The sequence below is a fragment of the Plesiomonas sp. genome, from assembly GCF_051652165.1.
GTDB lineage: Bacteria > Pseudomonadota > Gammaproteobacteria > Enterobacterales > CAMTGL01 > Plesiomonas.
Genome location: NZ_JBOFTR010000007.1, coordinates 47,960 through 74,054, shown reverse-complemented (window position 1 = coordinate 74,054; position 26,095 = coordinate 47,960). Strand labels below are relative to the sequence as shown.

The window sequence follows — 26,095 nt, the reverse complement described above, 5'->3', positions numbered from 1 at the left end:
AGTGAATCAACCACCAAAGTCATCCAGCAAAATGTTTTCATCTTCAACGCCCAGATCTTTGAGCATTTTGATGACCGCAGCATTCATCATCGGCGGGCCGCACATGTAGTATTCGCAGTCTTCCGGTGCTTCATGATCACGCAGGTAATTTTCATAAATTACGTTGTGAATGAAACCAGTATAACCTGTCCAGTTATCATCCGGTAACGGATCTGACAGTGCTACGTTCCAAGTAAAGTTCGGGTTTTCAGCCGCGAGCATGTCGAAGTCTTCAACATAGAACATTTCACGCTTAGAACGCGCACCGTACCAGTAGGTCATCTTACGCTTGGAGTGCAAACGCTTAAGCTGGTCGAAAATGTGGGAGCGCATTGGAGCCATACCCGCACCACCACCGATAAAGACCATCTCATTTTCGGTTTCTTTGGCGAAGAACTCACCAAATGGACCAGAAATAGTGACTTTATCACCCTTTTTCAATGACCAGATGAAAGAAGACATCTGACCCGGAGGTGCATCAGGGTTGCTTGGCGGTGGCGTAGCGATACGCACGTTCAGCATGATGATGCTTTTCTCTTCCGGATAGCTCGCCATCGAGTAAGCACGAATAATCGGCTCTTTAACCACAGACTCATAGCGGAACAGGTTGTATTTATCCCAATCTTCGCGGTACTCCTGCGGTACATCAAAATCAGCATATTTGATGTGATGCGCAGGCGCTTCAATCTGGATATAACCACCGGCACGGAAAGGCACTTCTTCCCCTTCCGGAATCGCAATCACCAGCTCTTTGATGAAAGTGGCAACGTTATCGTTAGAGATAACTTCACATTCCCACTTCTTCACGCCAAAGATCTCTTCTGGCAATTCGATTTTCATGTTCTCTTTCACGTTCACCTGACACGCTAAACGGCAACCTTGGGCTGCATCGCGCTTGGTGATGTGAGAAAGTTCAGTTGGCAGCACATCGCCACCGCCTTCCAGCACTTTGGCGTGGCACTGGCCGCAAGAGCCACCGCCGCCACAGGCGGAAGAGACGAAGATCCCGTTACCGGCCAAAGCACCCAGCAGCTTACCGCCAGCTTGGGTTTTAATGGTCAGGTTTGGATCACCGTTAATTTCAATCGTAATGTCACCAGAGCTTACCAGCTTGGATTTGGCAAATAAAATTACCAGAACCAACGCCAGCAGGATCAGGGTGAACATGACTACGCCAAGAATAATTTCCATCGTATGTTCCTACTACGCCCTGATTACAACTGGATACCGGAGAAAGACATAAAGCCCAGCGCCATCAGACCTACGGTGATAAAGGTAATACCTAAACCACGTAGACCTTTTGGTACGTCGGAGTACTTCATCTTCTCACGCAGACCTGCCAGTGCCACGATAGCCAGCATCCAACCGATACCGGAACCTACACCATACACAATCGACTCTGTGAAGTTGTAGTCACGTTGCACCATAAACGACACGCCACCGAAGATCGCACAGTTTACGGTGATCAGCGGCAGGAAAATGCCCAGCGCGTTGTATAAAGGTGGGAAGAACTTATCCAGCACCATTTCCAGAATCTGTACCAGTGCAGCGATAACACCGATAAAGGTGATAAAGCTTAGGAAGGTCAGATCAACGCCTGCAACCAGTGCACCGTCTTTGAGGATCAGGTTAAAGACTAAGTTGTTAACCGGAACGGCAATACCCAGTACAACCGTTACCGCAATACCCAGACCAAATGAGGTTGCCACTTTCTTGGATACAGCCAAGAAGGTACACATCCCCAAGAAGAAGCCCAGCGCCATATTTTCAATGAAAATAGAGCGAACAAACAGACTGATATAATGTTCCATCTGTCGTTATTCCTTCTCGTTCTGTTCAGGCTTATAGGTACGGATTGCCCAAATCAGGCCACCAATGATAAAGAACGCACTCGGTGCCAACAGGAACATACCGTTACTCTGATACCAACCGCCATCTTGAATCAGTGGCAGCACTGGCATACCGAACAGTTTACCTGAACCGATCAGTTCACGGATAAAGGCAACCGCCAGCAAGATAGCACCGTAACCCAAACCATTACCGATACCGTCCATGAAGCTTTGCATCGGCGGTGACTTCATCGCATACGCTTCAGCACGGCCCATTACGATACAGTTGGTGATAATCAGACCAACGAATACTGACAACTGCTTGGAGATCTCATAGGCATAGGCTTTAAGCACCTGATCGACCACAATAACCAGTGATGCGATAATCGCCATTTGCACGATAATTCGCACACTGTTCGGAATGTGATGACGAATCAGTGAGATAAACAAGTTGGAAAATGCAGTCACCACGGTCACTGCCAGCGTCATAACAAACGCGGTTTCCATCTTGGTGGTGACCGCCAATGCAGAACAGATACCCAAAATTTGCAGTGCAATCGGGTTATTGTCCATGATCGGGCCGACTAGCAGCTTTTTCATTTCTTTGTTATCAACCATTGTTCAACTCTCCAGCGCGTACTTTGGTCAGAAACGGACCATAGCCATTGGCGCTTAACCAATAGTCAAACGTGTTTTGCACGCCGTTACCGGTCAGGGTTGCACCTGATAAGCCATCAATCGCATATGGATCGTTTGGCAGTGCTGCCCCTTTGACAATGTGAATTGCCGGCTTACCGTCAACATCAAACAGCTTCTTGCCTACCCACAGCTTACGCCAGTTCGGGTTTTCAATTTCGCCGCCCAGACCCGGAGTTTCCCCTTGGTCATAATAGGTGATGCCTTTTACGGTATTACCGTCAGTTTCAACAGCCAGAAAAGCGTACATCATTGACCACAAACCAGTACCGTGTACTGGCAGAACCACTTCGGTCACTTTACCTTCAGCATTTTTCACCAGATACACCGCTGAAACATTGGCACGGCGCTTAATCTTCGCCTTGTCTTGATCGGCTGGAATACTGATGCTTTGCTTTGGATCTTTATCCGCCGCACGCTGATCAAAAGTAGCTGCATCACCCTCAACAAAGTTACCGGTAGCCAGATCAACCAAACGCGGTTCGATAAACTGGGTAAAGGTCTCTTTTACGTTCACGTTAGGGGTCAGCAAGCCAGCAACAGATAAAATATTGCGTTGCTTATCTAGTTGTTTTTGCTCGATTTGTGTGGCCTTTAAGCCTACCGCAGAACCGGCAACAATAATGGAGCACACCAAGCTGAGGGAAATCACCACCAGCAGCGTTTTGGCGATGCTATCGTTACTCTTAGCCATTACGTGCATTCCTCCGCTTAATGTTTGCCTGAACCACCAGATAGTCAAAAATCGGTGCAAACAAGTTAGCAAACAAAATAGCCAACATCATACCTTCTGGGTATGCTGGGTTAACGACTCGAACCAGTACTGTCATCACACCAATCAGCGCGCCATACCACCACTTACCTTTATCAGTAAAAGAGGCAGAAACTGGGTCAGTTGCCATGAACGCCATACCGAACGCAAAACCACCCAGAACCAGATGCCAATACCACGGCATCGCGAACATTGGGTTAGTCGTTGAGCCAATCAGGTTAAACAGCGTTGAGGTTACAACCATACCGATCATCACACCCGCAATGATGCGCCATGACGCTACACGGATATAAATCAGGAATGCTGCACCCAGCAAAATCATCAGGGTTGATACTTCACCGATAGAGCCTGGGATGTTGCCAAGGAAAGCATCAAACCACGTGATAGCCTGCCCTGTTGCATTGTGGATCAAGCCACTTTGGCCACCACTTGCCCACTGAGACAGAGCTGTTGCACCAGAGAAGCCATCAGCCGCAGTCCAGACCAAATCACCTGAAATTTGTGCTGGATAGGCAAAGAACAGGAATGCACGGCCAGCCAGAGCAGGGTTTAAGAAGTTACGGCCAGTACCACCAAAGATCTCTTTGGCAACCACCACACCGAAACTGATACCCAATGCAGCCTGCCACAGTGGCAGTGTTGGTGGCACAATCAACGCAAACAGGATAGAGGTAACGAAGAAGCCTTCGTTAACTTCGTGCCCGCGAACAATCGCAAACAGCACTTCCCATGTTGCACCAACGGCAAACACCACGGCAAAAATTGGCAGGAAGTAGGTTGCGCCCAGCAGCATTTTACTGCCCCAACCTGCATCTGCTGCGGTCATTGAACCGCCCAGCAATTCCACCAGTGAGTAGTGCCAGTCTGCCGCAACAGCTTGCGCAAGTTGCTCTGCACCATACAAATGGTTCAGGGCTAAAATGGCTTGTGCACCAGCATTATACAGACCCCAAAACAGGGCTGGGAAAACGGCTACCCACACCATGATCATAATACGCTTCAAATCTACCCCGTCACGAACGTGGGCAGATGTGCGGGTTACAGTACCCGGCGTATAGAAAATGGTGGCAACAGCTTCATATACGGCATAGAACTTTTCGTACTTGCCGCCAGGCTCAAAATGATGTTCGAGCTTTTCAAGAGCGTGTTTCAAACCCATCTCGATTAACCTTCCTTCTCAATCTTGGTCAGTACATCGCGCAAGATTGGGGCATATTCATACTTGCCAGGACACACAAAGGTACACAGCGCCAAATCTTCTTCATCCAGCTCTAAGCAACCCAGTGTCTGAGCACCATCGGTATCACCCACGATCAGATCACGCAGCAACAGCGTTGGTAGAATGTCCAGCGGCATAATGCGCTCATAGCTACCAATCGGCACCATAGAGCGTTCACTGCCCTGTGTTGCTGTGGTGAATTTAAACAGATGCTTTTTGAACAGATGTGCCAATGTTGTGCGGGTCGCGGAGTATTTATTGATACCCGGTACCAGCCAGCCCATGAACTCTTTTTCGCGCCCTTCCAGCAATACAGAGATCTGATTGTGGAAACGGCCTAAAAAGGCGTGTGGACCTGCAGCAATCGTTCCGTTCAGTACAGAACCGGAGATCACACGGTTATCACCGTCGTTCAGCTCACCCTTGATCAGCTGATCAACACTTGCACCGATACAGGTACGCAGCAAACGCGGTTTTTTCACCTGCGGGCCAGCTAAAGCAATCACACGGTCAGTGTACAGTTCACCGGTAGTGAACAACTTCCCGATAGCGATCACATCTTGATAGCCAATGCTCCATACGGTTTTATTCAAACTAACAGGCTCAAGGAAGTGAATATGCGTACCGGCTAAACCCGCTGGATGAGGGCCTGCAAATTCAGTAATCACAACCTGAGCATCCGTTGTAAACGGAATTTTTGCGCCTGGTGCTTTGCACAGGTGCACTTTGCCGTCAGTCAGGCAAGTCAGTACAGTCAGGCCGTGCACAAAAGCGTCGGCTTGCTCGTTGATCACCACTTCAGGGTTGGCCGCCAATGGATTAGTATCCATTGCTGTAACAAAAATGGCGACAGCTTCACTGTCTACTGCCGGTGCTTTGCTGAACGGGCGAGTACGCAGTGCAGTCCACAGGCCAGATGCGATCAAGTTATCTTTTACTTGCTGGCGATCCAGCGAGCTCAGTTGCTCAATCGGGTATTGAGTAAACGTAACCTGCTCATTGCCTTCAACAGCAATCACAACAGATTGAAGAACACGCTTTGCGCCGCGGTTAATAGCAACCACGGTTCCACTGGCAGGTGCAGTAAATTTCACGCCGAGGTTCTTTTTGTCTTCAAACAGAACCTGACCTTTTTTTACCACATCCCCTTCATGCACATGCATGGTAGGGCGCATACCAATGTACTCTTCGCCTAGCGTAGCAACTTGGTTGATGGTTGGGCCATCGTGGATTACTTGCGTCGGTACACCCGCAACAGGGAGATCCAGACCCTTTGTAATTGTAATCATATTCACTAGCACTACTTTATCGGGAAGGAAAGAAAGATTTGTCCGAGTAAGAAACGACATCCTGACGTCCTTCACCCGAGCCTGTAGGGAATTGGGGTTTATCTAAGCTATTTCGCAAAAATCATCCAGCCATTTCACAGTTAGCTCACCGCAGCTCCCGCTGTTGAACTCTTTAAAACTTTCGCTACAGCCGTAACAGATGTAAACCTATTACAAGGGATACATTTTAGCATTTTTGCCTCCCTTGATGCCATTCTCAAAGTGGTTAACTCTGCCTTAAACGGCACAAAATTGAGGTAAAAATAGGAGTTTAGAGCGACCAATATTCAATAATGTGATCAACACCTCAACCTGAAAACATCAAAGCTCCAGATTTATTATCACACAAAAAATAACAGATGAAATATCTGGCAATATATAAAATAAAACACGGATTTAACAAAAGAAACAAGTGTCATACTCTCTATCTCTATAGAGAATAAATTACAGACACATTGTTATATTGATTTTAACAGCGCCCACAGCACTTTCTTTGGGCGCTAAAAAAGAACGAGAGACATGAAAAAGAGGCAGGGAATATTATGATTTTTCTGCACGATCAGCGACACTACCACCATGGCATACTGGTGATTGAGGCACATTGTCAGCAATATCAGCCCACTCTTCTACTGTATAAGTGTGCAAAGCCAGCGCATGAATAGAGTGAGCAAGCTCATCAGCTAAGACAGTATTGACTGCCCGATGCCGAGCAAGTAAACGCTGCCCCTCAAATGCTGCACAGACAATAACAACCTTAAAATGGCTCTCTGAGCCTATGGGGACATTATGTTGATGACTCTCATTAGTGACTTGCAAATACGCAGGCACAAATGCAGCGTTAAGTTTCGCGACGATTTGATCATACATCATGGTGAGATCCCTTTAAAAATGTGACACTTTCTGTACTTAAAACTCTCGGTACTTAAAAAGAGTGAACGAAATAGTGGCAGATGTAGATAAAAACGTAAATCAGAATCACAAACCCCATTTTTGCTGAATATCGTGTATTCAATTGCCCCTAAAAATAGCGACCTTGCACGCAGAACTGTGCCCCTCTTCCTCTATAAATAAAATTAATCGCTCCACGCTCTTTTCCCTATAGAAGCGGTTGTTTATGATACAAAATTGATTTTACGTTATTTTTACGCTAAGGATTTGCGCAGTATGAACACACTAACAAAAGTACTTATTCCTCTTATTGCAGTGTTAACTCTTGCTGGCTGCATCAACCAACCAAACAACTCCATTGCAGTTAACCCACCGATTGCGTTACCGCAACAAGACCCAACGCTAATGGGTGCAACAGTTTCAATTAGCAGCTCAGATCAGCGTTCGCAGCCTTATCTAGCAATGGTTCATCGCGCAGAAGGTAAACCTGAACCACTCTATGCTTCGCGTGATATTCGCTTTTTACTGCAAGAGACTCTAGAGAAGCAGATGCAAAAACGTGGCTATATGCTGGGTGATAACGGCAAAGCGTCATTACAAATTATCCCCGTTGAAGTATATGCCGATGTGCAAGAGGGTAATTTACGCCACAACATCACCACCAAGGCTAAAGTCAAAATTATCACTCGCACCAGTCACGGTGAAATGATTAAAGAATTTCGTGCCAGCTATACTGTACAAGGCCCATTAGGTGCAAAAAACACCGATATTAGCAAAGCCATTAATGAAGTACTTACTTCCGTGATTTCAGATATGGCACAAGATGATAGTATTAATACTTATATTCGGCAAAGTGCGTAATTTATACTGTTTATCTCGCACTTTTTACTGATTATCAGGCCCTCTATCGCATGATATAGGGCATACAAGTTAATACAGGATAATAATGACAATGAAAAAACTTCTTTTGCTGCTGATTTGTTGTGCGAGCTCTGCATGGGCAGCCCCGACTGTCACAATGACCACTAATTTAGGCGATATTGTTATCAATTTGAATGAAAAGGCAGCCCCGAAAACGGTCGCCAATTTTTTACGCTATGTTGATGATGGTAGCTATGCGGGTACACAATTTCATCGTGTTATTGCTGGGTTTATGATCCAAGGCGGTGGAATGGATGCAGATTTGCGTCCTCGCCCAACGTATGAACCGGTGGTAAATGAGTCAAGTAATCAGCTATCTAACCGTTATGGCAGTATTGCAATGGCCAGAACCTCTGACCCTGACTCGGCAACGCGTCAATTTTTTATCAATGTAAGCAACAATACTATGCTAGACAATGCTCCTGGTCGCCCCGGTTATGCTGTTTTTGGTGATGTAGTAAAAGGTATGGATGTTGTTGAGAAAATTGCCGCTGTCAGCACCACTCGCAAAGGTGGTATGGCTGATGTCCCAGAAACACCGATTATCATTGAAAAAGTGAGTGTAACGCATTAATTCACTTAATAAAAAAATCAGTTTTACTGCACGTTGAAATCGAAAGCATAAAGTTCTCTTACTGCTTTATGCTTTTGGCACTCTTTTTACCTCTTTCAGTGAGTGATTATGCCAATCTCTGCTGACACTTTTAGTCTGTTATACAGTAAAGCCCTTGCCAAACAGTTACAGTTAATTTTGCTTGGCAATGCTGATCCTGAACAACTTCAACTTTTTTGTGATGATATTTTACATCACTGGTGGGCTGATTATGCTTCAAAAGCACAACAACCACTGACTGCAAATGAACATGCATTTTGGTATGCCATGGCGCTGATAGAGACAACACCATTATCAACCCTTCGTGGTAATCGATTTTTACGCACACGAATCCAAGCATGTATTCATACACTTAATGAGCAATTGCCGCTTCCCTCGACAATTAAAGGTGTTCGTCCTTAGCCTCGTTTACATACGGAATTACTCATATATCAGCACAAAACGCTGCTCGTAATGTTAAGTGCGGTTTTACATTTTTATACTCTTAACACCTTAGCTTTCCTCCTCTGGCAGAATAATGCTAGCCTTTCAAATAAATCACCGTTTATATAGTCTTAAACAGAGCTTCGAATACTGATTTTGTTGCTTACGATGCAGGTCAAATACCCACAGTGTTGACCAACAAGACGTTAAAAAGAGACCCCTGTATGTCATCATCTATCTCGAAACTGCGCAGTATGCTGAAAAGCTATGCGGATATCCGATTGCTCTGGATCTTTCTATTAGGCTGCTCCAGCGGTTTTCCGTGGGTTCTGATTGGTTCAAGCATGAGTGGATGGCTGCAAGATGCAGGAGTTTCTCGCTCAACAATTGGATTTTTTGGCTCAATTTTTGTGGTGTATGCAATTCATTTCATGTGGGCACCGCTGATTGACCGCGTAAAATTACCCTTTTTACACGCTAGGCTTGGGCAGCGCCGCAGTTGGATTTGCTTGATGCAATTGCTGATTTTGCTCGCTACTGTTGGTATTGCGTTTACAAACCCAGCTAATTCCCTGTTGTGGACAGCAATACTGGCCTTGACCATTGCTGTGGCATCTTCAACACAAGATATCGCAATAGATGCATATCGTATTGATACGCTCTGCCATGATAAAGCATTACTCCCACAGGGGTCAGCCATGGCAGTGATCGGGTGGTGGACCGGTTATTCACTGCCAGGTTATCTGGCATTTAGCTATGCTGACCGTTATGGCTGGCAACATGTGTATCTAGGTATGGCTGTAATTAGCCTTGTATGGTTAAGTGGCGTTCTATTAGCCCCAGAGCCTGAAACAGGGCGTGAGCACCTACAGGTTAAAGCTGAACAGCAATATGCAAAACACCTGCACAATAACCGAATGATTACTTGGCTTGCCGTTACTGTTATTGAGCCGTTTGCTGAGTTTTTCCGCCGTAATGGTACGTCAATTGCCCTGTCGATTATCAGTTTTGTTTTCTTGTTTAAAATTGGTGAAGCATTTCTTGGCCGGATGTCGATTACCTTTTATAAAGAGATCGGTTTTAGCAACGAACAAATAGCCCACTACTCAAAGTTGATTGGCTGGTTTGCTATGGTGGTGTTTACACTGATGGGCAGTGCGCTAAATGTTCGATTTGGCATTGTACGTGGCTTGCTCATTGGTGGCATCGCAATGGCAGGTAGTAATTTGATGTTTGCTTGGATTGCAACCGTCGGGCCAAATGAACACCTCTTTGCAGCCACTATTTTAGTTGATAACTTTACCAGTGCTTTCTCATCCGTTGCGTTTGTCTCTTTCCTTAGCTGGCTTAGTGGGCGTGCATTCTCGGCCACGCAATATGCGCTACTTTCATCACTTGGTAATTTAGGCCGCACTACGCTCTCTTCATTTAGCGGTGAAATGGTTGACCGCCTGCACGGTAACTGGTCACTATTTTTTATCTGCACATCACTGATGGTTATCCCTGGTTTGATTCTATTACTTTATGTGGGCAAACGCTTTTCAGCCTTAACCCAAGATCATGAGCAACCAGATAACCTTCAGCCTAAATAATGACGCAAAGATCGATAAGAGCTGTTTTGCACGAAAATAGGCGCTAATCTGGTGATAGGCATCACAAATGGCGTTATCGATTGCGCAACCTATCACAAAAATCGAGAACTCAATCACTAAAGCTCTTCCCTCTAACGAGAAGGGCTTTTATTATGTGCCCGTTTTGCAGCCTACCTGCAATCATGTTTTTATACCTACGGGTTGTTTACTGAGGTTCTCATGCGCAAAAGTCTTGTTAGTTTATCTGCTCTCACTGTTATGGCATCTGTCTCTACTAACGCAGATCCTATTTACAGTTTTGCTGATGTCAGCGTTAACTACCTAGATTGGAGCAGCCGTACGACCAATAAAAGCGGTAAAAAAGACTTCCCGTATTTAGAACTAGAGGGTGGCGCAGGTTACAATTGGGGCGAGGTATACGGCTTTTTGGATCTAGAAAATCCAACACACAGCTATGATCGTGAAGATGGCCGCAGTTTTCGTGTCTCAGCAAAAGGAACTGTACGCTACTATTTAGGGAATAGTGGTTTTAACTTGTATGGGCACTTTTACGGTACTCATTCTGACGGTTTTAATGAACAAAACTTTATTTACGGTGTTGGCTATAATTTCAGCATCGGTAACTTTTGGGCAAAACCATTTTTGGCTGCAAACTATACAAATAATACCTTCTTTAACGGTGATAATGGTTATATGTTTGGCTGGGTTGCCGGATATGATTTCTCTATTGCCGATCAGAAGTTTCTTATCACTAACTGGAACGAATACGATTTCGCGCGTAATGTCGGTTATGGTAATGGTGGGAAAGAGGGGCTAAACGGTGCGTTAGCGATATGGTGGAATGCAACACCACACATTACTACAGGTATACAGTATCGCTATGCAGATAAAAAGCTTGGCAGCCCGGCATATCAAGACGCGATTATCTATAGTGTGAAATTTTTCTTCTGATCAAACGCGATACAAATAAACATAAAATAGCGTAATAAACCCAGACAATAAAAAAAACGCAGCCAGTGAATTTCATTGACTGCGTTTTTTATCACCTCACCATGCTCGTTAAAAGGTTCACTGCATATTTTTACGCTATTTATATGTATTACACCCTTGCACTGACATGATGTTATTTGTTCTATATTCAATCAGCCATTAATCACGGAAGTTATTAAACTGGAACGGCTGCCCCAGTTCAGATGCTCGGATCAGTGCCATTACCGCTTGCAGATCATCACGGGCTTTTCCGGTTACACGCACCTGCTCGCCTTGAATTTGCGCCTGCACTTTGATCTTGGAATCTTTAATCAATTTGACGATTTTCTTCGCCATCTCGGTTTCAATTCCCTGCTTGAGCTTCACCTCTTTGCTGAAGGTTTTACCGCTGTGCTCACAGGCTTCGGGCTCTTCAAGTGCGCCATTTTGAATATCACGCTTTACCAGTGCACTGCGCAGAATTTCCATCAGTTGCTGAACTTGGAAATCAGACTCAGTTGAGACTTTGATGGTTTGGTTTTTCTCGTTCAACTCAATGCTGGCTGTGACATTACGAAAATCATAACGGCTTTCCAGTGCCTTATTCGCATTATTTACTGCGTTACGGGCTTCCTGAGAATCAATTTCAGAGACAATATCAAAAGAAGGCATGACGGCTCTCTCTACTTAATCAACAACAACTGGCATGATAGCAGAACTGCAGGCAAGGCGGAAAACCATGATGAAAATTACTGTACTCGGTTGTGGCGCTATCGGGCAGCTCTGGATGCTAAAACTGGCCGCCGCAGGCCACTCGGTACAAGGCTGGCTACGCCAGCCACACACAAACTGGCACTGTATGCTAGCCGAAAACTCTCAGTCGTATACTGAGAAACTCAATAATTCTTTCTCGGATCACCACCGCCCACCTGCTGTGCCACAGGTTTTTCCGGTCAACCAGAAAGATCATCTGGCACACAGCCAATTGTTACTGGTGACGCTCAAAGCTGGCAGCGTGCAACCGGCACTGCTGACGCTACTTCACACGCTGCCCGCCGATTGCCCAATACTGCTGCTACACAACGGTATGGGCAGTGTGCCAGAGGCGATGTATCAGTCAATAAAACAACCGCTTTTACAGGGGATTACCACACATGGCGCGCTGCGCGTCAACCAGCACACCGTACGCCATACAGGTGTAGGAGCGACCCATATTGGTGGAATCAACCCGCGCGGACATGCTTACAGCACTGCGCTGGCCAACACATTAGATGCGGCCCTGCCTACCGTCAGCGCGCATCAAGATATTCGGCCATTTTTATGGCAAAAGCTGGCTATTAACTGCGCCATCAACCCGCTGACTGCGTTAAAAAACTGTCGTAACGGGACGCTGCGCGCGTTTCCTGATGAGATCCGAACACTGTGCACAGAAGTGGCTACCGTCATGAATGCCCTCGGATTACCCGCAGATACCCATACGCTGTATCAACAAGTGATGCAGGTCATTGATGCAACGGCAGAAAACTACTCCTCTATGCAGCAGGATATTGCCAAAGGCAGAGAGACTGAAATTGCCTTTATTACCGGTTATCTGCTGGAACAAGCCCGTCAATTGAATATTCCCACACCGGCAAACTCGGCGCTGTATCAGGCTATTATGCAGCAGCAAATACAATAGAACGGACAAGATTAGAGATTAGAGATTAGAGATTAGAGATTAGAGAAAATATTATGAGGAAGGAAAACCACCATAAAAAACAGCACACAGGAAAAAAGCTTCCACTGTGTGCTGTTTTTTTGTATTGCTAGCCTAGCATTACGCGCGGCGATATACCTTCACATTCATAAAGCCTTTTTCACGCAGATAGAGCGCCTGCAGTTTGCTCATTACGCCACGATCACAAAACAGTAAGTAGGTTTTACTCTGATCCAACGTATCAAACTGGCTGGAAAGCTTATAAAACGGCATTTTTTGTAACTCAACACCGGCAAGAACACCCTCAGCTTTTAACGGGCTCTCTTCCTCTTCTTCCGGGCTGCGAATATCTAAAATTACCTCACCGGCGCTAAAGGCATCAACCGTTTCAACTTCAGGAACTTGCTCTTTAGCCTGCTCTGCTATATCACGGATATCCATGTATTTTGCGTTTTCTACCACATTGTCGAGAATGGCAAAATCAAACTTGCCCTCTTCCTCTTCAATCTTGGTTTTCACGGCTTTTACAGTTGGGCTTTTTGAGATCACACCACAAAACTCAGGCATGGTTTTGGCAAAGTCTTCCGTACCAATTTGGCGAGCCAGCTTGATGATATGCTCTTTGTCATGTGAAATCAGCGGGCGCAAAATTAGCGTATCGGTTACATTATCAATCAGACGCAAATTAGTCAGGGTCTGGCTAGAGACTTGCCCAAGTGCTTCACCGGTCACCAGTGCCTGAATACCAAAACGCTCAGCCACTTGAGAGGCAGCACGCATCATCATGCGCTTGAGGATAACCCCCATCTGGCCATCTTCAACTTTTTCTAAAATCTCACCTACAACAGGTTCAAAGTTAATGGCACAAAAACGCACTTTATGGGATGAGCCAAAACGATTCCACAGATAATGCGAGACCTGTTTCACGCCAATCTCATGGGCTGAACCCCCAAGATTAAAGAAACAGTAGTGCACACGGCAACCACGGCGCATCAGCATATAGCTCGATACCCCTGAGTCAAAACCGCCCGATACCAGTGAGAGAACATCCTCTTGCGTACCAATCGGGTAGCCACCAATACCTTCATAACGTGCTTTGACTAAACGCAGCAGATTATTATCAATTTCAAGACGTACTACCACATCAGGTTGGCTTAAGTTAACCGAGGCCGTTTCAATGTGCTGGTTCAATCCACCGCCCACATACCGCTCAACTTCCAGTGAATTAAAGCTCTGCTTTCCTTTGCGCTTTACACGCACACTGAAGGTTTTACCTTCTAACTCGGCACGGTTTGCGGCTAATGTTTTCTCAAAAATATCATGTAGATCAGTATATTCGCTCTCTTCCACTTCCAGAACATGGTGGATACCGGGTGTTTCCATCAACCCTTCTAGTAAACGTGCGTGATTTTCAGCACTATTATCCTTAGAGCGAACTTCAATATGATCCCAGCGCCGGACAACGGCCAGCGTTTCATCCTGCCTTTTCAGTACAGTACGGATGTTGCCAGTCAGAATTTTAATAAAGCGCAGACGGACTGACTCGCTTTTGATCATGATTTCAGGAAACAGCTTAATGATAAATTTCATATTCTTTCAGTAACACATAAGAGGTGAGAGGAGTGCGCGAAGGCGCGGATTATACACAATAGCGTAGTTGCTGTCTCACTATTGAGCCACACTCTCTGTTGCTCTTTCCGCAGGTTTTTCTACTACAGGGATTGATGCAGGGGCTTCTGATAATTTCAGTGGTTCGGCCTCTTTTGCTTTACCCTGTAAAAGGTGGATCTCTACCCGTCGGTTTTTCCGACGATTCTCTTCCGTATCATTCGGGAAAAGGTTTTGCGTATCAGCAACACCTGTCACCTCTACGCGCTGTGAATTAAATGCGGGGTTATTTTCCATCTCAATAGCCACTGATGCAGCGCGCTGGGCAGAGAGATCCCATGCGGAGCGAAACAGCGCAGTATCCACATTTCGATCGTCAGTATGCCCTACCACTAAAATCTTACCGGGAGCATCGTTTAACAGACGTGTGATGTCTGCCATCACACCACGAAACTTCGGTTGTAAAAAGGCTGAACCTGCCGCAAATGCCATGCCTTCATTTAAGCGAATAATCAATTGCTGACCTAACATCTCAAGTTCAATACCACCACTAAGATGCTCACGCTCTATCATCAGTTTTAGCCGCTGATACAGATCTTCAGTTGCCTGACTTTTTGCGGTACTGTCTTGTTCTGCTTGTGCAGTCTCTTCTTGTGGGATTTTAGCACCTGAACGATCAGCATCCCCTGGCTGAAAATAGAGTGTTGGTAATGTAACATCCGTCGTGTGTTGCATCACTGTTTTAAGTGGGGTAGGGTCGGGTCGACCTGGGCGATACTCTTGTGCTACAACACTTGTTCCTTTTGGAATATCACGCAATTCGACCTGATTTTGGACACCAAACGCACTGCGTACTGAACCTGCAATTTGCCGATACTTCTCTACATCCATCTCTGAAAATGACAACAGCAGCACAAAAAAACATAATAGCAGTGTCATCAAATCAGCAAATGTTGTCATATAAGCAGGTGCACCTGCTGTACGACGTTTTTTTATCGGGCGTTCATCCATCACGCGGCCTCATCCATCAGATCGCGTTTTGACTCTTGAAGATAATTTTTCAGTAGTGATTCAATAACCCGTGGGTTTAACCCATTTTGAATAGCCACCACACCATCGATAATAAGGCGACGATTGAGTGCTTCTTCATCACGACGCAGCACCAATTTATCAGCAATTGGGTTGGCTATCATGTTGGCGATCAGTGCGCCATATAAGGTCGTGATCAGCGCAACTGCCATTGCAGGGCCAATAGCTTTGGGGTCTGACATATTCGCTAACATCGCCACAAGTCCAATGAGCGTTCCTATCATGCCCATTGCTGGCGCAACATCAGCTAATGCCCGAAAAATTTGCTCTCCACGTTCATGGCGCTCAAGCGTTAAGTTCAGATCTTTAGTCAGTGTTAAACGTACAGTTGCAGGATCATGGCCATCTACCAGCATATCTACAGCTTTACGCATAAATGGGTTGGTAACGTCCATATCCTCAAGAGCCAAAAATCCCCCTTTACGTGCCGCATCAGCCATTGTGATCAGGTTGGCTATCAAATCATCGGGTGACTCTGAGCGATAAAAGAAGGCTTTGGTTGCAATTTTGGCTGCGCCCCAAAATTGGCGTAAGGTGAATTTCATCATCACCACAAAAAAACTGCCCCCCACAACAATCAATATTGAGGGGATATCAATATAAACCAGCGCATTCCCGCCCATAAACATGGCGTAGATAATAAAACCAAAAGATGCCACTAAACCAATGAGTGTTGCCAAATCCACAATACAGCCCTCTGGGAACAGGCAAAGAGTGCAGTTTATTGATATGCCATTACAACTGTCGGCATATGAATGTATCGCACCAATGTGTTCTTTACTTTGTTTTTTGTCTGTTATGGATCGCTATCGGCAAGTGACGCAGAAAATTAATCGTAAAAGTAAAAAAAATCTGTTTTTCGCACACTTACTTTCTGAGTGATTTGACCAACTGGCAAGGCTGGGGTAACTTTTGCGCCATGACTCCTTAAAATGTTGACATGTTATGGCCAGAGCTGCGAAAAAACCGACCGATTTTGAAACCACATTAACTGAACTAGAACAGATAGTGACACGTCTCGAATCGGGTGATTTATCACTGGAAGAGGCTTTGTCAGCATTTGAACGTGGAATTGTGCTCGCCCGTGAAGGCCAACAGCGTTTAACTCAAGCTGAACAACGGATACACATTTTGCTCAGTAACACACCACACGCTGCATTAACGCCTTTTTCAGCCGACAATGAGTAATTAACGTGCCCTATTCTGAGCTGTTAGCTTTATACCGAGAGCGAATTGACCATATTTTAAGCCAGCATCTCGATGCGTTACCCTTTCAAGATCATGCGATTGTGCAGGCGATGCGCCATGGAACACTGCTAGGCGGGAAACGTCTACGCCCTTTTTTGGTCTACGCCACTGGCGCTCTGTTTGATATTCCACTCGATGATCTTGATGCACCTGCCGCCGCCGTGGAGTGTATTCATGCCTATTCACTGATCCATGATGATCTGCCCGCAATGGATAATGATGATTTACGGCGCGGACAACCCACCTGCCATATTCGTTATGGTGAAGCTAATGCAATTTTGGCCGGTGATGCGCTGCAAACACTGGCATTTACTATACTTGCAGACACGCACACTCAAAACAGCACCGAAGCTTTCGCAATACGTTTAGCACAAGTGCGGGAACTGGCCAGTGCCAGCGGTGTCAACGGTATGTGTGGCGGGCAGGCTCTTGATCTGGCCGCAGAAGGCCATATCTGCACCCTTTTGCAACTTGAGCAGATCCACAATCATAAAACTGGCGCACTGATTCGCAGTGCAATTCGTTTAGGGGCATTGGCTGCCGGTGCACGTGGCCATGCAGCACTGCCAGCACTTGATCGTTATGCCAATGCGATTGGCCTCGCATTTCAGGTGCAAGATGATATTTTAGATGTTATCGGTGATACCTACGTGATAGGAAAACGTCAGGGTGCAGATATTGAATTAGGTAAAAGTACCTATCCTGCCTTGTTAGGTATTGCAGGTGCACAAGCAAAAGCACAGGAGTTATACCAAGAAGCTTTAGGCGCATTGCAAACTCTGCCGTACAATACCAGAGCACTGGAAGCTCTTGCCAGTTACATTATTGAGCGCGACAAATAAAACCTTAAAGCGCAACGCGAGTTTGTAATGAATCTTGATATTGCTAAATACCCGATGTTGGCGTTGGTAAATACGCCTGAAGATTTGCGGCTGATTCCCAAAGACAACTTACCCCAGTTGTGTGATGAGTTGCGCCAGTATCTACTCAATTCTGTTAGCCGCACCAGTGGCCATTTGGCCTCTGGTTTAGGGACTGTTGAACTGACCGTTGCCCTGCACTATGTGTATAACACCCCTTTTGACCACCTTATTTGGGATGTTGGGCATCAGGCCTACCCACACAAAATTCTGACAGGCCGCCGTGAGCGGATGCCAACTATCCGGCAGAAAGGTGGGTTACACCCTTTCCCATGGCGGGAAGAGAGCGAGTTTGATGTGCTATCGGTTGGCCACTCATCAACCTCTATTAGTGCTGCCTTAGGTCTGGCTGTTGCTGCCGAACGTGAAGCTCAAGGGCGTAAAGTAGTCTCGGTGATTGGCGATGGTGCAATGACTGCCGGTATGGCGTTTGAGGCAATGAACCACGCAGGCGATGTTCATCCTGATATGTTGGTTATCCTCAATGATAACGAGATGTCTATTTCAGAAAATGTCGGGGCACTCAACAACCATCTAGCTCGAGTATTGTCAGGCAGCCTGTACTCTTCTATTCGCGAAGGTGGTAAAAAAGTACTCGCAGGGCTTCCCCCAATAAAAGAGTTGCTCAAGCGTACAGAAGAGCACATTAAAGGGATGGTGATCCCAGGAACTCTGTTTGAAGAGCTTGGGTTTAACTATATTGGCCCAATTGACGGGCACAATGTAGAAGAGCTAACCCGTACACTGAAAAATATGCGTAATTTAAAAGGCCCACAATTGCTGCATATTATGACTAAAAAAGGCAAAGGTTATGCACCGGCGGAAAAAGATCCGATCGGTTATCATGGTGTGCCAAAATTTGATCCAACTCAAGATTCATTGCCAAAAAGTACAGGTAATGTGCCAAGCTATTCAACAATTTTTGGTGATTGGCTATGTGATATAGCAGCCAAAGACCCGCAACTGGTAGGTATTACCCCTGCAATGCGTGAAGGCTCAGGGATGGTAAGGTTCTCTAAAGAGTTCCCTCAGCAATATTTTGATGTTGCCATTGCTGAACAGCATGCAGTGACATTTGCAGCCGGTTTGGCCATTGGTGGTTATAAGCCCGTCGTGGCGATTTATTCCAGCTTTCTACAACGCGGTTACGATCAACTGATTCATGATGTAGCCATTCAAAACTTGCCCGTGATGTTTGCTATTGATCGCGGCGGTATTGTGGGTGCTGATGGGCAGACTCATCAGGGGGCGTTTGATCTTTCGTTCTTACGCTGTATCCCGAATATGGTTATTATGACTCCAAGCGATGAAGATGAGTGCCGCCAAATGCTCTATACCGGCTATCGGCATAATGGGCCATCAGCGGTGCGTTATCCGCGCGGAAGTGGCACAGGCGCAACCTTGCAACCGTTAGCAGAACTCACGCTTGGTAAAGGCCGTATCCTACGTGAAATCAGTACCGATACTCACACTGCAATACCCAAAATAGCAATTCTGAATTTTGGTACGTTACTGCCAGAGGTCATGCAGGCAGCGGAAACGCTCAATGCTACTGTTGCTGATATGCGTTTTGTCAAACCACTCGACCACCAGCTCGTCACTCAGTTGGCCGATATGCACGATCTGCTGGTCACAGTTGAAGAGAATGCGGTCATGGGCGGTGCGGGTAGCGCGGTAAATGAAGTGCTAATGTCATCAGCACGCTGTAAACCGGTATTAAATATCGGCCTGCCGGATCTGTTTGTACCGCAAGGTACGCAAGATGAGATCCGCCACGATATCGGGCTGGATGCAGACGGTATTGTGCAGCAAATCACGACATATCAGCAAAAGCTACAATAAATGTAGACGGTATAAAAACCATTAGCACAGAAAACCGGCACAAACAGGTGAAAAGTTTACTTTTATCTGCTTGTGCCGACATTTATGCAAAAATTGGCTCACAACACATGAGTCACAACAAAACCCCGTGTTGCAGAGTTATCCCCACCATATGCTACTTAGCCACAAGCATACCGCAGCAATAAGCCCTGCGATCACATCATCAATCATGATGCCAAAACCGCCATCAACTTTCTGATCAAACCAGCGAATCGGCCAAGGTTTGAGCATGTCAAAAAAACGGAATAGCACAAAACCGGTCAATACCCATTGCCATGTCATTGCAGGCAAAGCTAACAAAGTGATAAACAGGCCAACAAACTCATCCCACACAATAGCACCGCTGTCGTGCACCTGCATGTCATCGGCTGTTTTTCCGCACAGATACACACCCAGCGCAAAAGCCAGCGCCGTCAGTAACAGATACACTGGCAGCGACAGGTGAGACAACAGCCACCATACTGGCAACGCAGCTAGTGTCCCCATCGTACCAGGTACCACCGGTGATAGCCCACTCCCAAACCCAACCGCCAGAAAGTGCACCGGATTATTTAGCCGAATTTTATCGATTCCCTCACGCATGACTCTCTCCGAAATGATCAAAACCGCGCGCACTGATATCAACAGGTTGACCGTTTTGGGTAAACTCAAGTTTGCCTACCTGACCTGATATTTGCCCGATACAGGTGTAGTTTACCCCCACATTGGCCAGTGCCGAAACCAGACGGCCGCGATTAACTTCAGGCACAGTAAAGCACAGTTCGTAATCTTCTCCACCGCTAATTGCCCATATTAGTGCCTGTTCAGGTGAAACCACGGTTTGCAACTCTGTTGAGAGTGGAAGTTTATCAAGCTCAATTTTTGCCCCACAGCCGCTGCGGTTTAAAATATGCCGCAGATCAGACGCTAACCCGTCAGACAAGTCTAAACATGCAGATGCTATTCCCCTTAATGCTTGACCGACTAAGATCCGCGGGGTTGGCCGCAGATGACGTGCAAGTAACATTTGCTGAATACTACCCTGTTCAGGATCATCAAGCTGCAGTTGTTGCAGTAATATCGCTAAACCGGCAGCACTGTCACCGAGTGTTCCTGTTACATAAATCCAGTCACCAGCACTTGCACCACTGCGCGTCAATGCTTTGCCGTAAGGGATATGCCCATGAACAGTTAGGGTTAAACTGAGTGGGCCTTTGGTCGTATCGCCACCGACCAGTTGTAAACTGTAGTAGTCAGCTAAAGCAAACATGCTTTGACTAAATGCCGCTAACCACATTTCTTGTACATCAGGAAGGGTGATGGCTAATGAAAGCCAAGCGGGTGTTGCGCCCATTGCAGCCAGATCACTGAGATTAACGGCCAACGCTTTATAGCCTAAATCAGCAGGGTGAATATCAGGCAGAAAGTGTGTACCAGAGACTAACGTGTCAGTACTTACTGCTAATTGTTGATTTTCTGCCAGTGTCATCAAGGCGCAATCATCGCCAATACTGAGTTGAACATCTTTGCGCGATGCTCGATCACGCGTAAAATAACGCGCAATCAATTCAAATTCACCACAAGCCATAATAAATTACAGTATATCGTTAGAGTAAAAAAAAGGCCGGCAAAGCCGACCTTCTCAAGATTATTTACGAGCCCGTGGCGCAAGTTTATCTAGCACACCATTAACAAATTTGTGGCTATCTTCAGCGCCAAACATCTTGGCCAACTCAATTGATTCGTTAATCACCACTTTGTATGGCACATCTTGACGCTTTGTCATCTCGTAAACAGACAAGCGTAAAATGGCTTTTTCAATCGGGTCTAACTCATCAACAGAGCGAGAAACATGCGGAGCCATCACACGATCCAACTCTTCGTGATGCAGTGCCACACCGACCAATAGATCGCGGAAATAGGCAATATCCGTGCCTTTAACATCCTGATCCGTCAGGAACTGTAACTCTACATCGGCAACATCGTTCTTGGAGATCTGCCAAGAGTAAATGGCTTGTACAGCACATTGACGAGCACGACGACGTTCAGCTGGTTTCATGGCGGGTTTCACGCTTTTCCCCTCAGGATTTTAAATTGCATTCAATACGTTAACCATTTCCAGCGCAGTCAGAGCAGCTTCTGCACCCTTGTTACCGGCTTTCGTGCCGGCACGATCAATGGCTTGTTCAATGGTTTCTGTCGTCAGCACACCGAAAGCAACCGGAATATCAGACTCCATCATGACCTGAGCTAATCCTTTACTGCACTCACCAGCAACATACTCAAAATGTGCTGTACCGCCACGGATCACAGTGCCTAGTGCGATAATCGCATCATAGTTACCACTTTTTGCCAAACGGCGGGCAACTAAGGGCAGTTCATATGCGCCTGGCGCACGCACCAGTGTGATATTATCATCTGTAACCTGACCGATACGTTTAAGTGCATCAACAGCACCCTCTAACAGGCTTTCATTAATAAAACTGTTAAAACGTGCAATCACAATGGCTACACGCGCATTGGGTGCAGCAACTAAGCCTTCAATTACCTTCATGATCCTTCCTGTTGCTCATTCCGGCTGACGATAAAGCGCCGGATTCTATCACAGTATTAGCCAGTGTGCAGAGCTTGCTCAATCACACTCGACAGATTCGCCCATTTTATAAACAAAATGAGCATAATAATGCCTATTAACGCAAAAAACCGCTACGAGCCAGCAAATCCATGCTAATTCCATTCGGTACAGACGAGGCGTTACAGTTTGCAGCGTTATCACCCAGCATTAAACGCTCAAGATAACGCGCTAACATATCCACTTCTAAATTAATCTGACTACCGGCTTGCCACATAAGTGTGGTGGTTTCTAATTGCGTATGAGGAACCAGGGTGATCTTAAAACGATCTCCATCAACAGCATTGACTGTTAAGCTAATGCCATCAAGCGTCACCGAGCCTTTTTGCACGATATAGCGTGCTAACACAGCAGGTGCTTGCAGCCAGTATTCTACCGCACGCCCTACAGTAACACGTGAAACAACGGTAGTAATGCCATCAACATGCCCACTAACCAAATGTCCCCCTAAACGGCTATTAAGTGTTAACGCTTTTTCTAGATTAAGTTTCTGCCCAGCTTGATAATTCGCAAATGCGGTTCGTTGCAGTGTTTCTAGCGATAAATCAGCTTGATAGCCGTTTTCTAGTACGCGTATTACTGTCAAGCAAATGCCGTTAGTAGCGATACTGTCGCCTAAACGCACATCAGAGAGATCCAGTTTACCACTGTTTACGGTTACGCTGATATCATCACCTTTCGGTGTTAACGCTGTCAGCGTACCGACGGCTTCTACAATTCCTGTAAACATGCGTATTACCTGTCTAAAAATAGCCTCTGCTTAAGGTATGCAATCGGTGAAAAAAGGCACAAGGCAAAACCTCGTTTACTTTATCCGTTTATTTTAATGCTTTATTTTTAATAGCAAGGTTTCAATATCAAACGTAAATCTTTCCCTATTGGCTGTATATCACTGAATGTAAAACGGGGAGCTTGTGCTAAACGAGTCAACTCAGGTAAATGACACACCCCTTTAGCCTCATCGCCTAATAACATAGGCGCAACATATACTATAAGCTCATCAACAAGCCCTGCATTAAACAGTGCACCAACCAAAGCTGGCCCCGCTTCCACCCAAATATGATTAATCTGCTGACGGCCCAGCAAAAGCATTAACGTAACCAGATCAACTTTCCCTGCGCTGTTGGCGGGAATTTTCAGTTGTTGCACGTTATCAGGCCACTCGGTTTCTGCTGTTACAGCGGTGCGGGCTAAACAGACCGGCCCATCAAGTGAAACTAACTGATGCTGCGGCGTAACCTGATTACGGCTATCCACCACCACACGTAGCGGTTGGCGCAGACTCTCTACTGGATAGACCTGCTGTATTTTTGTATCAAGCTCTGACCAACGCACATTCAGCGAAGGGTTATCAGCCAACACCGTACCGCTGCCTGTTAAAATAGCGTCTGCTTGCGCACGAAAATTTTGCACATCGCGCCGCGCTTCTAAGCCGGTAATCCATTGGCTTTCGCCAGATGCCATGGCAGTACGGCCATCAAGTGAGGCGGCCATTTTAACTTGGATATAAGGGAATCCGGTGCGCATGCGTTTGAGAAAACCTTTATTCAAGGCTTCTGCTTCCGCCATCAATACACCATGTTCAACCGCTATACCGGCTTGCTGTAGTTTGTACAAACCACGGCCAGCAACTTCCGGATTTGGATCTTGCATCGCGGCCACAACACGCCGTACACCGGCCTGAATCAGTGCATCTGCACAAGGCGGTGTTCGACCATAATGGCTGCAAGGTTCAAGCGTTACATAAACTGTTGCACCACGCGCGCGCGTTTTGGCCATGCGCAACGCATGCACTTCTGCATGCCCCTCTCCGGCGCGGTAGTGATACCCTTCGCCGACAATCTGGCCATCATTAACAATGACACAGCCCACATTCGGATTCGGTGCTGTTGTAAATCGCCCCTTTTTTGCCAATTCAATGGCTCGGGCCATGTAGTGAAGATCGCGCGCTGAATCGTTCATTGTGCAGGCTGTCTCTGAAATCTGTTGTGATATTTTACTGCAATATCGGCAGTTGTTTTCATTATTCTGAACATAAAGGAAAACACCCCCGTGGCAGTATACCTTTGCATTGCCGTGGCCCGTATTGGCTATGCCTGTCGGTTTACACAAACCGCGAAGCCAATACGGGTCATGGCACTGAACACATGTTACTTGAACAGCGTGAAACGGTAATGCCTATCAATCAATGGTCGGATGCTGGGCAACCAGACGCTGTTTTTGTGCGTCTAAATCAGCCAACTGCTCATTAATTGCGTCAATTTTTTGCTCGATAGTATCGTATTGCTCTTGCAGCAACTCTTTTGCCTCTTTTTTATCTGATGCCGCGGGCGTTGCACCTTTAAGGGGTTTATTGGCGGTCTCTTTCATCAAAATGCCTGTCACTAACCCAATCACCGAAATCAGCATCAAATAATATGCAGGCACATACAGGTTGTGTGTTACATCTACCCACCATGCCACTATAGTAGGCGTTAAACCCGCAATTAATACCGAGATATTAAATGCAATAGCCAGAGCACTGTAACGGATCTCAGTTGGAAATAGGGCTGGCAGTGTTGATGCCATCACGCCGGTAAAGGCATTCAGCAATACGGCCAAAACCAGTAAACCGATAAAAATCAGTGCAATTTGGTTGCTGTTAATCAGCATAAAACAGGGCACAGAGAGCAGTAATAACCCAATACTTCCCCCCAAAACAAACGGTTTTCGGCCAAATTTATCACTGAGTAGCCCAATAATTGGCTGTACGCATAACATACCAATCATGATTGCAATAATAATCAGTATGCCATGATCTTCTGAATAGTGTAGATTATGTGAAAGATAACTCGGCATATAGGTGAGAAGCATGTAGTAAGTCACGTTTGTGGTCATCACCATACCGACACAGGTCAACAGACTTTTCCAGTGTTGAGTGGTAATTTCACGAAACGGTACACTTGTTGGTTTGGCTATTGAGCCAAATGATAAGCCATGTTGTACAGCAATCTGCTGTTGTTGGATATGTTGTTGCTTGCGCAATTCGGTATGCTGCTGGAATGCGGGTGTTTCATCTAGCGCATGGCGCAGGTATAGGCCAATCACACCGAGTGGTAGAGCCAGGAAAAACGGCAATCGCCAGCCCCAATCAAGAAAATTTTTCTCCCCCACACAAGCAGAAATCAGTACAACAACCCCTGCTCCGGCAACAAATCCGGCAATAGAGCCAAAATCGAGCCAACTGCCCATGAAGCCGCGTTTTTTATCTGGCGAATACTCAGCCACAAAAATCGCCGCGCCGGAATACTCTCCGCCAACAGAGAAACCCTGCACTAATTTAGCCAACAGCAATAACATTGGTGCCCAGATACCAATACTGGCATAGGAAGGGATCAAGCCAATACAAAAGGTGCTGATTGACATGATGATGATCGTAATAGCCAAGACCTTTTGTCGGCCAAACTTATCACCCAATGCACCAAAAAATACGCCGCCTAGCGGACGAACAAGGAAAGGAACAGAAAATGTCGCCAATGCGGCGATAACTTGCAGACCAGGCGCGGCCCCCGGAAAAAAGACCTGACCGAGTGCATATGCAACAAAACCATACACCCCAAAGTCAAACCACTCCATTGCATTACCTAATGCAGCCGCAGTAATTGCCTTTTTTAATTTAGCATTATCTATTATCGTAATATCTTGAATTTGTAACGGTTTTATACTTTTTTTTCGTAATCCCATTGAGATTTGACCTCTTTTACAGCACAAACT

Annotated in this window: 27 protein-coding genes; 9 read left to right on the top strand and 18 right to left on the bottom strand. The window is 46.1% G+C overall.

Translation table 11 applies throughout. From position 1 onward, the window contains the following. Positions 1–6: 6 nt before the first annotated feature. The 7 genes from nqrF to bolA form a co-directional block, all read right to left on the bottom strand. Entirely contained in the window at positions 7–1,230 is a 1,224-nt protein-coding gene (nqrF, locus tag ACRC53_RS06070; protein ID WP_438623747.1) for an NADH:ubiquinone reductase (Na(+)-transporting) subunit F, read from the bottom strand. Between the two features lie 23 nt (positions 1,231–1,253). Further along, positions 1,254–1,850: an NADH:ubiquinone reductase (Na(+)-transporting) subunit E gene (gene nqrE / locus ACRC53_RS06065; RefSeq protein ID WP_438635327.1), complete on the bottom strand. Its 597-nt coding sequence runs from the start codon at positions 1,848–1,850 to the stop codon at positions 1,254–1,256. Between the two features lie 6 nt (positions 1,851–1,856). After that, on the bottom strand, positions 1,857–2,486 hold the full coding sequence (locus tag ACRC53_RS06060; protein ID WP_438642619.1) for an NADH:ubiquinone reductase (Na(+)-transporting) subunit D: 630 nt from the start codon (positions 2,484–2,486) through the stop codon (positions 1,857–1,859). Continuing rightward, on the bottom strand, positions 2,479–3,258 hold the full coding sequence (locus ACRC53_RS06055; protein WP_438642618.1) for a Na(+)-translocating NADH-quinone reductase subunit C: 780 nt from the start codon (positions 3,256–3,258) through the stop codon (positions 2,479–2,481). Before ACRC53_RS06055 ends, ACRC53_RS06060 begins: the two co-directional genes overlap by 8 nt. Then, entirely contained in the window at positions 3,251–4,495 is a 1,245-nt protein-coding gene (locus tag ACRC53_RS06050; RefSeq protein WP_438642617.1) for an NADH:ubiquinone reductase (Na(+)-transporting) subunit B, read from the bottom strand. Before ACRC53_RS06050 ends, ACRC53_RS06055 begins: the two co-directional genes overlap by 8 nt. Positions 4,496–4,500: 5 nt before the next feature. Then, positions 4,501–5,844 (bottom strand): Na(+)-translocating NADH-quinone reductase subunit A, encoded by a 1,344-nt coding sequence (locus ACRC53_RS06045; RefSeq protein WP_438642717.1) that lies wholly within the window; start codon positions 5,842–5,844, stop codon positions 4,501–4,503. 579 nt (positions 5,845–6,423) lie between these two features. After that, a complete protein-coding gene (bolA, locus tag ACRC53_RS06040; protein WP_438642616.1) occupies positions 6,424–6,753 on the bottom strand; it encodes a transcriptional regulator BolA in 330 nt (109 codons plus the stop codon). A 294-nt stretch (positions 6,754–7,047) separates the two neighbouring features. Between bolA and ACRC53_RS06035 the strand changes: the two genes are divergently transcribed. The 5 genes from ACRC53_RS06035 (at position 7,048) to ACRC53_RS06015 (ending at position 11,271) form a co-directional block, all read left to right on the top strand. Next, a complete protein-coding gene (locus ACRC53_RS06035; RefSeq protein WP_438642615.1) occupies positions 7,048–7,632 on the top strand; it encodes a YajG family lipoprotein in 585 nt (194 codons plus the stop codon). Between the two features lie 91 nt (positions 7,633–7,723). After that, entirely contained in the window at positions 7,724–8,266 is a 543-nt protein-coding gene (locus tag ACRC53_RS06030) for a peptidylprolyl isomerase (RefSeq protein WP_438642614.1), read from the top strand. A 108-nt stretch (positions 8,267–8,374) separates the two neighbouring features. Beyond that, positions 8,375–8,707: a hypothetical protein gene (locus tag ACRC53_RS06025; protein WP_438642613.1), complete on the top strand. Its 333-nt coding sequence runs from the start codon at positions 8,375–8,377 to the stop codon at positions 8,705–8,707. A 245-nt stretch (positions 8,708–8,952) separates the two neighbouring features. Continuing rightward, positions 8,953–10,320 carry an AmpG family muropeptide MFS transporter gene (locus ACRC53_RS06020; RefSeq protein WP_438642612.1) on the top strand — a complete coding sequence of 456 codons (1,368 nt, stop codon included), beginning with the start codon at positions 8,953–8,955 and terminating at the stop codon, positions 10,318–10,320. Positions 10,321–10,539: 219 nt separating this feature from the next. Further along, complete coding sequence (locus ACRC53_RS06015; RefSeq protein WP_438642611.1) at positions 10,540–11,271, top strand: outer membrane protein OmpK; 732 nt, start codon at positions 10,540–10,542, stop codon at positions 11,269–11,271. A gap of 198 nt (positions 11,272–11,469) precedes the next feature. Here the strand turns inward: ACRC53_RS06015 and ACRC53_RS06010 are convergent, their stop codons facing one another. Then, complete coding sequence (locus ACRC53_RS06010; protein WP_438623736.1) at positions 11,470–11,961, bottom strand: YajQ family cyclic di-GMP-binding protein; 492 nt, start codon at positions 11,959–11,961, stop codon at positions 11,470–11,472. A 70-nt stretch (positions 11,962–12,031) separates the two neighbouring features. On the opposite strand from ACRC53_RS06010, the gene ACRC53_RS06005 reads away from it, so the two are divergent. Further along, a complete protein-coding gene (locus tag ACRC53_RS06005; RefSeq protein WP_438642716.1) occupies positions 12,032–12,967 on the top strand; it encodes a 2-dehydropantoate 2-reductase in 936 nt (311 codons plus the stop codon). Positions 12,968–13,105: 138 nt separating this feature from the next. Here ACRC53_RS06005 and thiI read toward each other — a convergent pair whose 3' ends face one another. From thiI to pomA, 3 genes are all read right to left on the bottom strand, one after another. Next, positions 13,106–14,575, bottom strand: a complete 1,470-nt coding sequence (thiI, locus tag ACRC53_RS06000) for a tRNA uracil 4-sulfurtransferase ThiI (protein WP_438642610.1) — start codon at positions 14,573–14,575, stop codon at positions 13,106–13,108. Between the two features lie 78 nt (positions 14,576–14,653). Next, complete coding sequence (locus ACRC53_RS05995; RefSeq protein ID WP_438642609.1) at positions 14,654–15,604, bottom strand: MotB family protein; 951 nt, start codon at positions 15,602–15,604, stop codon at positions 14,654–14,656. Further along, entirely contained in the window at positions 15,604–16,368 is a 765-nt protein-coding gene (pomA, locus tag ACRC53_RS05990) for a flagellar motor protein PomA (RefSeq protein WP_438642608.1), read from the bottom strand. Before pomA ends, ACRC53_RS05995 begins: the two co-directional genes overlap by 1 nt. A gap of 259 nt (positions 16,369–16,627) precedes the next feature. Between pomA and xseB the strand changes: the two genes are divergently transcribed. The 3 genes from xseB to dxs are packed head-to-tail and all read left to right on the top strand — an operon-like array spanning position 16,628 to position 19,692. Then, on the top strand, positions 16,628–16,870 hold the full coding sequence (gene xseB / locus ACRC53_RS05985; protein ID WP_438642607.1) for an exodeoxyribonuclease VII small subunit: 243 nt from the start codon (positions 16,628–16,630) through the stop codon (positions 16,868–16,870). Between the two features lie 5 nt (positions 16,871–16,875). Beyond that, positions 16,876–17,772, top strand: a complete 897-nt coding sequence (gene ispA / locus ACRC53_RS05980; RefSeq protein WP_438642606.1) for a (2E,6E)-farnesyl diphosphate synthase — start codon at positions 16,876–16,878, stop codon at positions 17,770–17,772. Between the two features lie 27 nt (positions 17,773–17,799). Continuing rightward, entirely contained in the window at positions 17,800–19,692 is a 1,893-nt protein-coding gene (gene dxs, locus ACRC53_RS05975; protein ID WP_438642605.1) for a 1-deoxy-D-xylulose-5-phosphate synthase, read from the top strand. Positions 19,693–19,830: 138 nt separating this feature from the next. On the opposite strand, the gene pgpA is transcribed toward dxs, so the two are convergent. From pgpA to proP, 7 genes are all read right to left on the bottom strand, one after another. Beyond that, positions 19,831–20,313 carry a phosphatidylglycerophosphatase A gene (gene pgpA, locus ACRC53_RS05970; protein WP_438642604.1) on the bottom strand — a complete coding sequence of 161 codons (483 nt, stop codon included), beginning with the start codon at positions 20,311–20,313 and terminating at the stop codon, positions 19,831–19,833. After that, positions 20,306–21,298: a thiamine-phosphate kinase gene (thiL, locus tag ACRC53_RS05965; RefSeq protein ID WP_438642603.1), complete on the bottom strand. Its 993-nt coding sequence runs from the start codon at positions 21,296–21,298 to the stop codon at positions 20,306–20,308. The genes pgpA and thiL overlap by 8 nt, the downstream gene beginning before the upstream one ends. A 60-nt stretch (positions 21,299–21,358) precedes the next feature. Beyond that, the gene (gene nusB / locus ACRC53_RS05960; RefSeq protein WP_438642602.1) at positions 21,359–21,769 is read right to left on the bottom strand and encodes a transcription antitermination factor NusB; all 411 of its coding nucleotides are present in this window, start codon (positions 21,767–21,769) and stop codon (positions 21,359–21,361) included. Between the two features lie 30 nt (positions 21,770–21,799). Beyond that, a complete protein-coding gene (ribH, locus tag ACRC53_RS05955) occupies positions 21,800–22,264 on the bottom strand; it encodes a 6,7-dimethyl-8-ribityllumazine synthase (protein ID WP_438642601.1) in 465 nt (154 codons plus the stop codon). Positions 22,265–22,400: 136 nt separating this feature from the next. Beyond that, positions 22,401–23,072, bottom strand: a complete 672-nt coding sequence (locus ACRC53_RS05950) for a riboflavin synthase (protein WP_438642600.1) — start codon at positions 23,070–23,072, stop codon at positions 22,401–22,403. Positions 23,073–23,179: 107 nt separating this feature from the next. Continuing rightward, on the bottom strand, positions 23,180–24,304 hold the full coding sequence (gene ribD, locus ACRC53_RS05945) for a bifunctional diaminohydroxyphosphoribosylaminopyrimidine deaminase/5-amino-6-(5-phosphoribosylamino)uracil reductase RibD (RefSeq protein WP_438642599.1): 1,125 nt from the start codon (positions 24,302–24,304) through the stop codon (positions 23,180–23,182). A gap of 219 nt (positions 24,305–24,523) precedes the next feature. Continuing rightward, positions 24,524–26,065, bottom strand: coding sequence for a glycine betaine/L-proline transporter ProP (gene proP / locus ACRC53_RS05940; protein WP_438642598.1), 1,542 nt, complete (start codon positions 26,063–26,065; stop codon positions 24,524–24,526). Between the last annotated feature and the right edge of the window lie 30 nt (positions 26,066–26,095).

Bases quoted from the DNA above. Each gene is read 5' to 3' on its own strand.
- ACRC53_RS06030 (WP_438642614.1), top strand. From the start codon at position 7,724: ATGAAAAAACTTCTTTTGCTGCTGATTTGTTGTGCGAGCTCTGCATGG.
- ACRC53_RS06035 (WP_438642615.1), top strand. From the start codon at position 7,048: ATGAACACACTAACAAAAGTACTTATTCCTCTTATTGCAGTGTTAACT.
- nqrE (WP_438635327.1), bottom strand. From the start codon at position 1,850: ATGGAACATTATATCAGTCTGTTTGTTCGCTCTATTTTCATTGAAAAT.
- nqrF (WP_438623747.1), bottom strand. From the start codon at position 1,230: ATGGAAATTATTCTTGGCGTAGTCATGTTCACCCTGATCCTGCTGGCG.
- ACRC53_RS06055 (WP_438642618.1), bottom strand. From the start codon at position 3,258: ATGGCTAAGAGTAACGATAGCATCGCCAAAACGCTGCTGGTGGTGATT.
- ACRC53_RS06025 (WP_438642613.1), top strand. From the start codon at position 8,375: ATGCCAATCTCTGCTGACACTTTTAGTCTGTTATACAGTAAAGCCCTT.
- bolA (WP_438642616.1), bottom strand. From the start codon at position 6,753: ATGATGTATGATCAAATCGTCGCGAAACTTAACGCTGCATTTGTGCCT.
- ACRC53_RS06005 (WP_438642716.1), top strand. From the start codon at position 12,032: ATGAAAATTACTGTACTCGGTTGTGGCGCTATCGGGCAGCTCTGGATG.
- ACRC53_RS05950 (WP_438642600.1), bottom strand. From the start codon at position 23,072: ATGTTTACAGGAATTGTAGAAGCCGTCGGTACGCTGACAGCGTTAACA.
- pgpA (WP_438642604.1), bottom strand. From the start codon at position 20,313: ATGCGTGAGGGAATCGATAAAATTCGGCTAAATAATCCGGTGCACTTT.
- nusB (WP_438642602.1), bottom strand. From the start codon at position 21,769: ATGAAACCAGCTGAACGTCGTCGTGCTCGTCAATGTGCTGTACAAGCC.
- ACRC53_RS06050 (WP_438642617.1), bottom strand. From the start codon at position 4,495: ATGGGTTTGAAACACGCTCTTGAAAAGCTCGAACATCATTTTGAGCCT.
- ACRC53_RS06020 (WP_438642612.1), top strand. From the start codon at position 8,953: ATGTCATCATCTATCTCGAAACTGCGCAGTATGCTGAAAAGCTATGCG.
- ACRC53_RS06010 (WP_438623736.1), bottom strand. From the start codon at position 11,961: ATGCCTTCTTTTGATATTGTCTCTGAAATTGATTCTCAGGAAGCCCGT.
- ribD (WP_438642599.1), bottom strand. From the start codon at position 24,304: ATGAACGATTCAGCGCGCGATCTTCACTACATGGCCCGAGCCATTGAA.
- ACRC53_RS06045 (WP_438642717.1), bottom strand. From the start codon at position 5,844: ATGATTACAATTACAAAGGGTCTGGATCTCCCTGTTGCGGGTGTACCG.
- ACRC53_RS05995 (WP_438642609.1), bottom strand. From the start codon at position 15,604: ATGGATGAACGCCCGATAAAAAAACGTCGTACAGCAGGTGCACCTGCT.
- ACRC53_RS06015 (WP_438642611.1), top strand. From the start codon at position 10,540: ATGCGCAAAAGTCTTGTTAGTTTATCTGCTCTCACTGTTATGGCATCT.
- ribH (WP_438642601.1), bottom strand. From the start codon at position 22,264: ATGAAGGTAATTGAAGGCTTAGTTGCTGCACCCAATGCGCGTGTAGCC.
- thiL (WP_438642603.1), bottom strand. From the start codon at position 21,298: ATGGCTTGTGGTGAATTTGAATTGATTGCGCGTTATTTTACGCGTGAT.
- thiI (WP_438642610.1), bottom strand. From the start codon at position 14,575: ATGAAATTTATCATTAAGCTGTTTCCTGAAATCATGATCAAAAGCGAG.
- xseB (WP_438642607.1), top strand. From the start codon at position 16,628: ATGGCCAGAGCTGCGAAAAAACCGACCGATTTTGAAACCACATTAACT.
- proP (WP_438642598.1), bottom strand. From the start codon at position 26,065: ATGGGATTACGAAAAAAAAGTATAAAACCGTTACAAATTCAAGATATT.
- ACRC53_RS06060 (WP_438642619.1), bottom strand. From the start codon at position 2,486: ATGGTTGATAACAAAGAAATGAAAAAGCTGCTAGTCGGCCCGATCATG.
- dxs (WP_438642605.1), top strand. From the start codon at position 17,800: ATGAATCTTGATATTGCTAAATACCCGATGTTGGCGTTGGTAAATACG.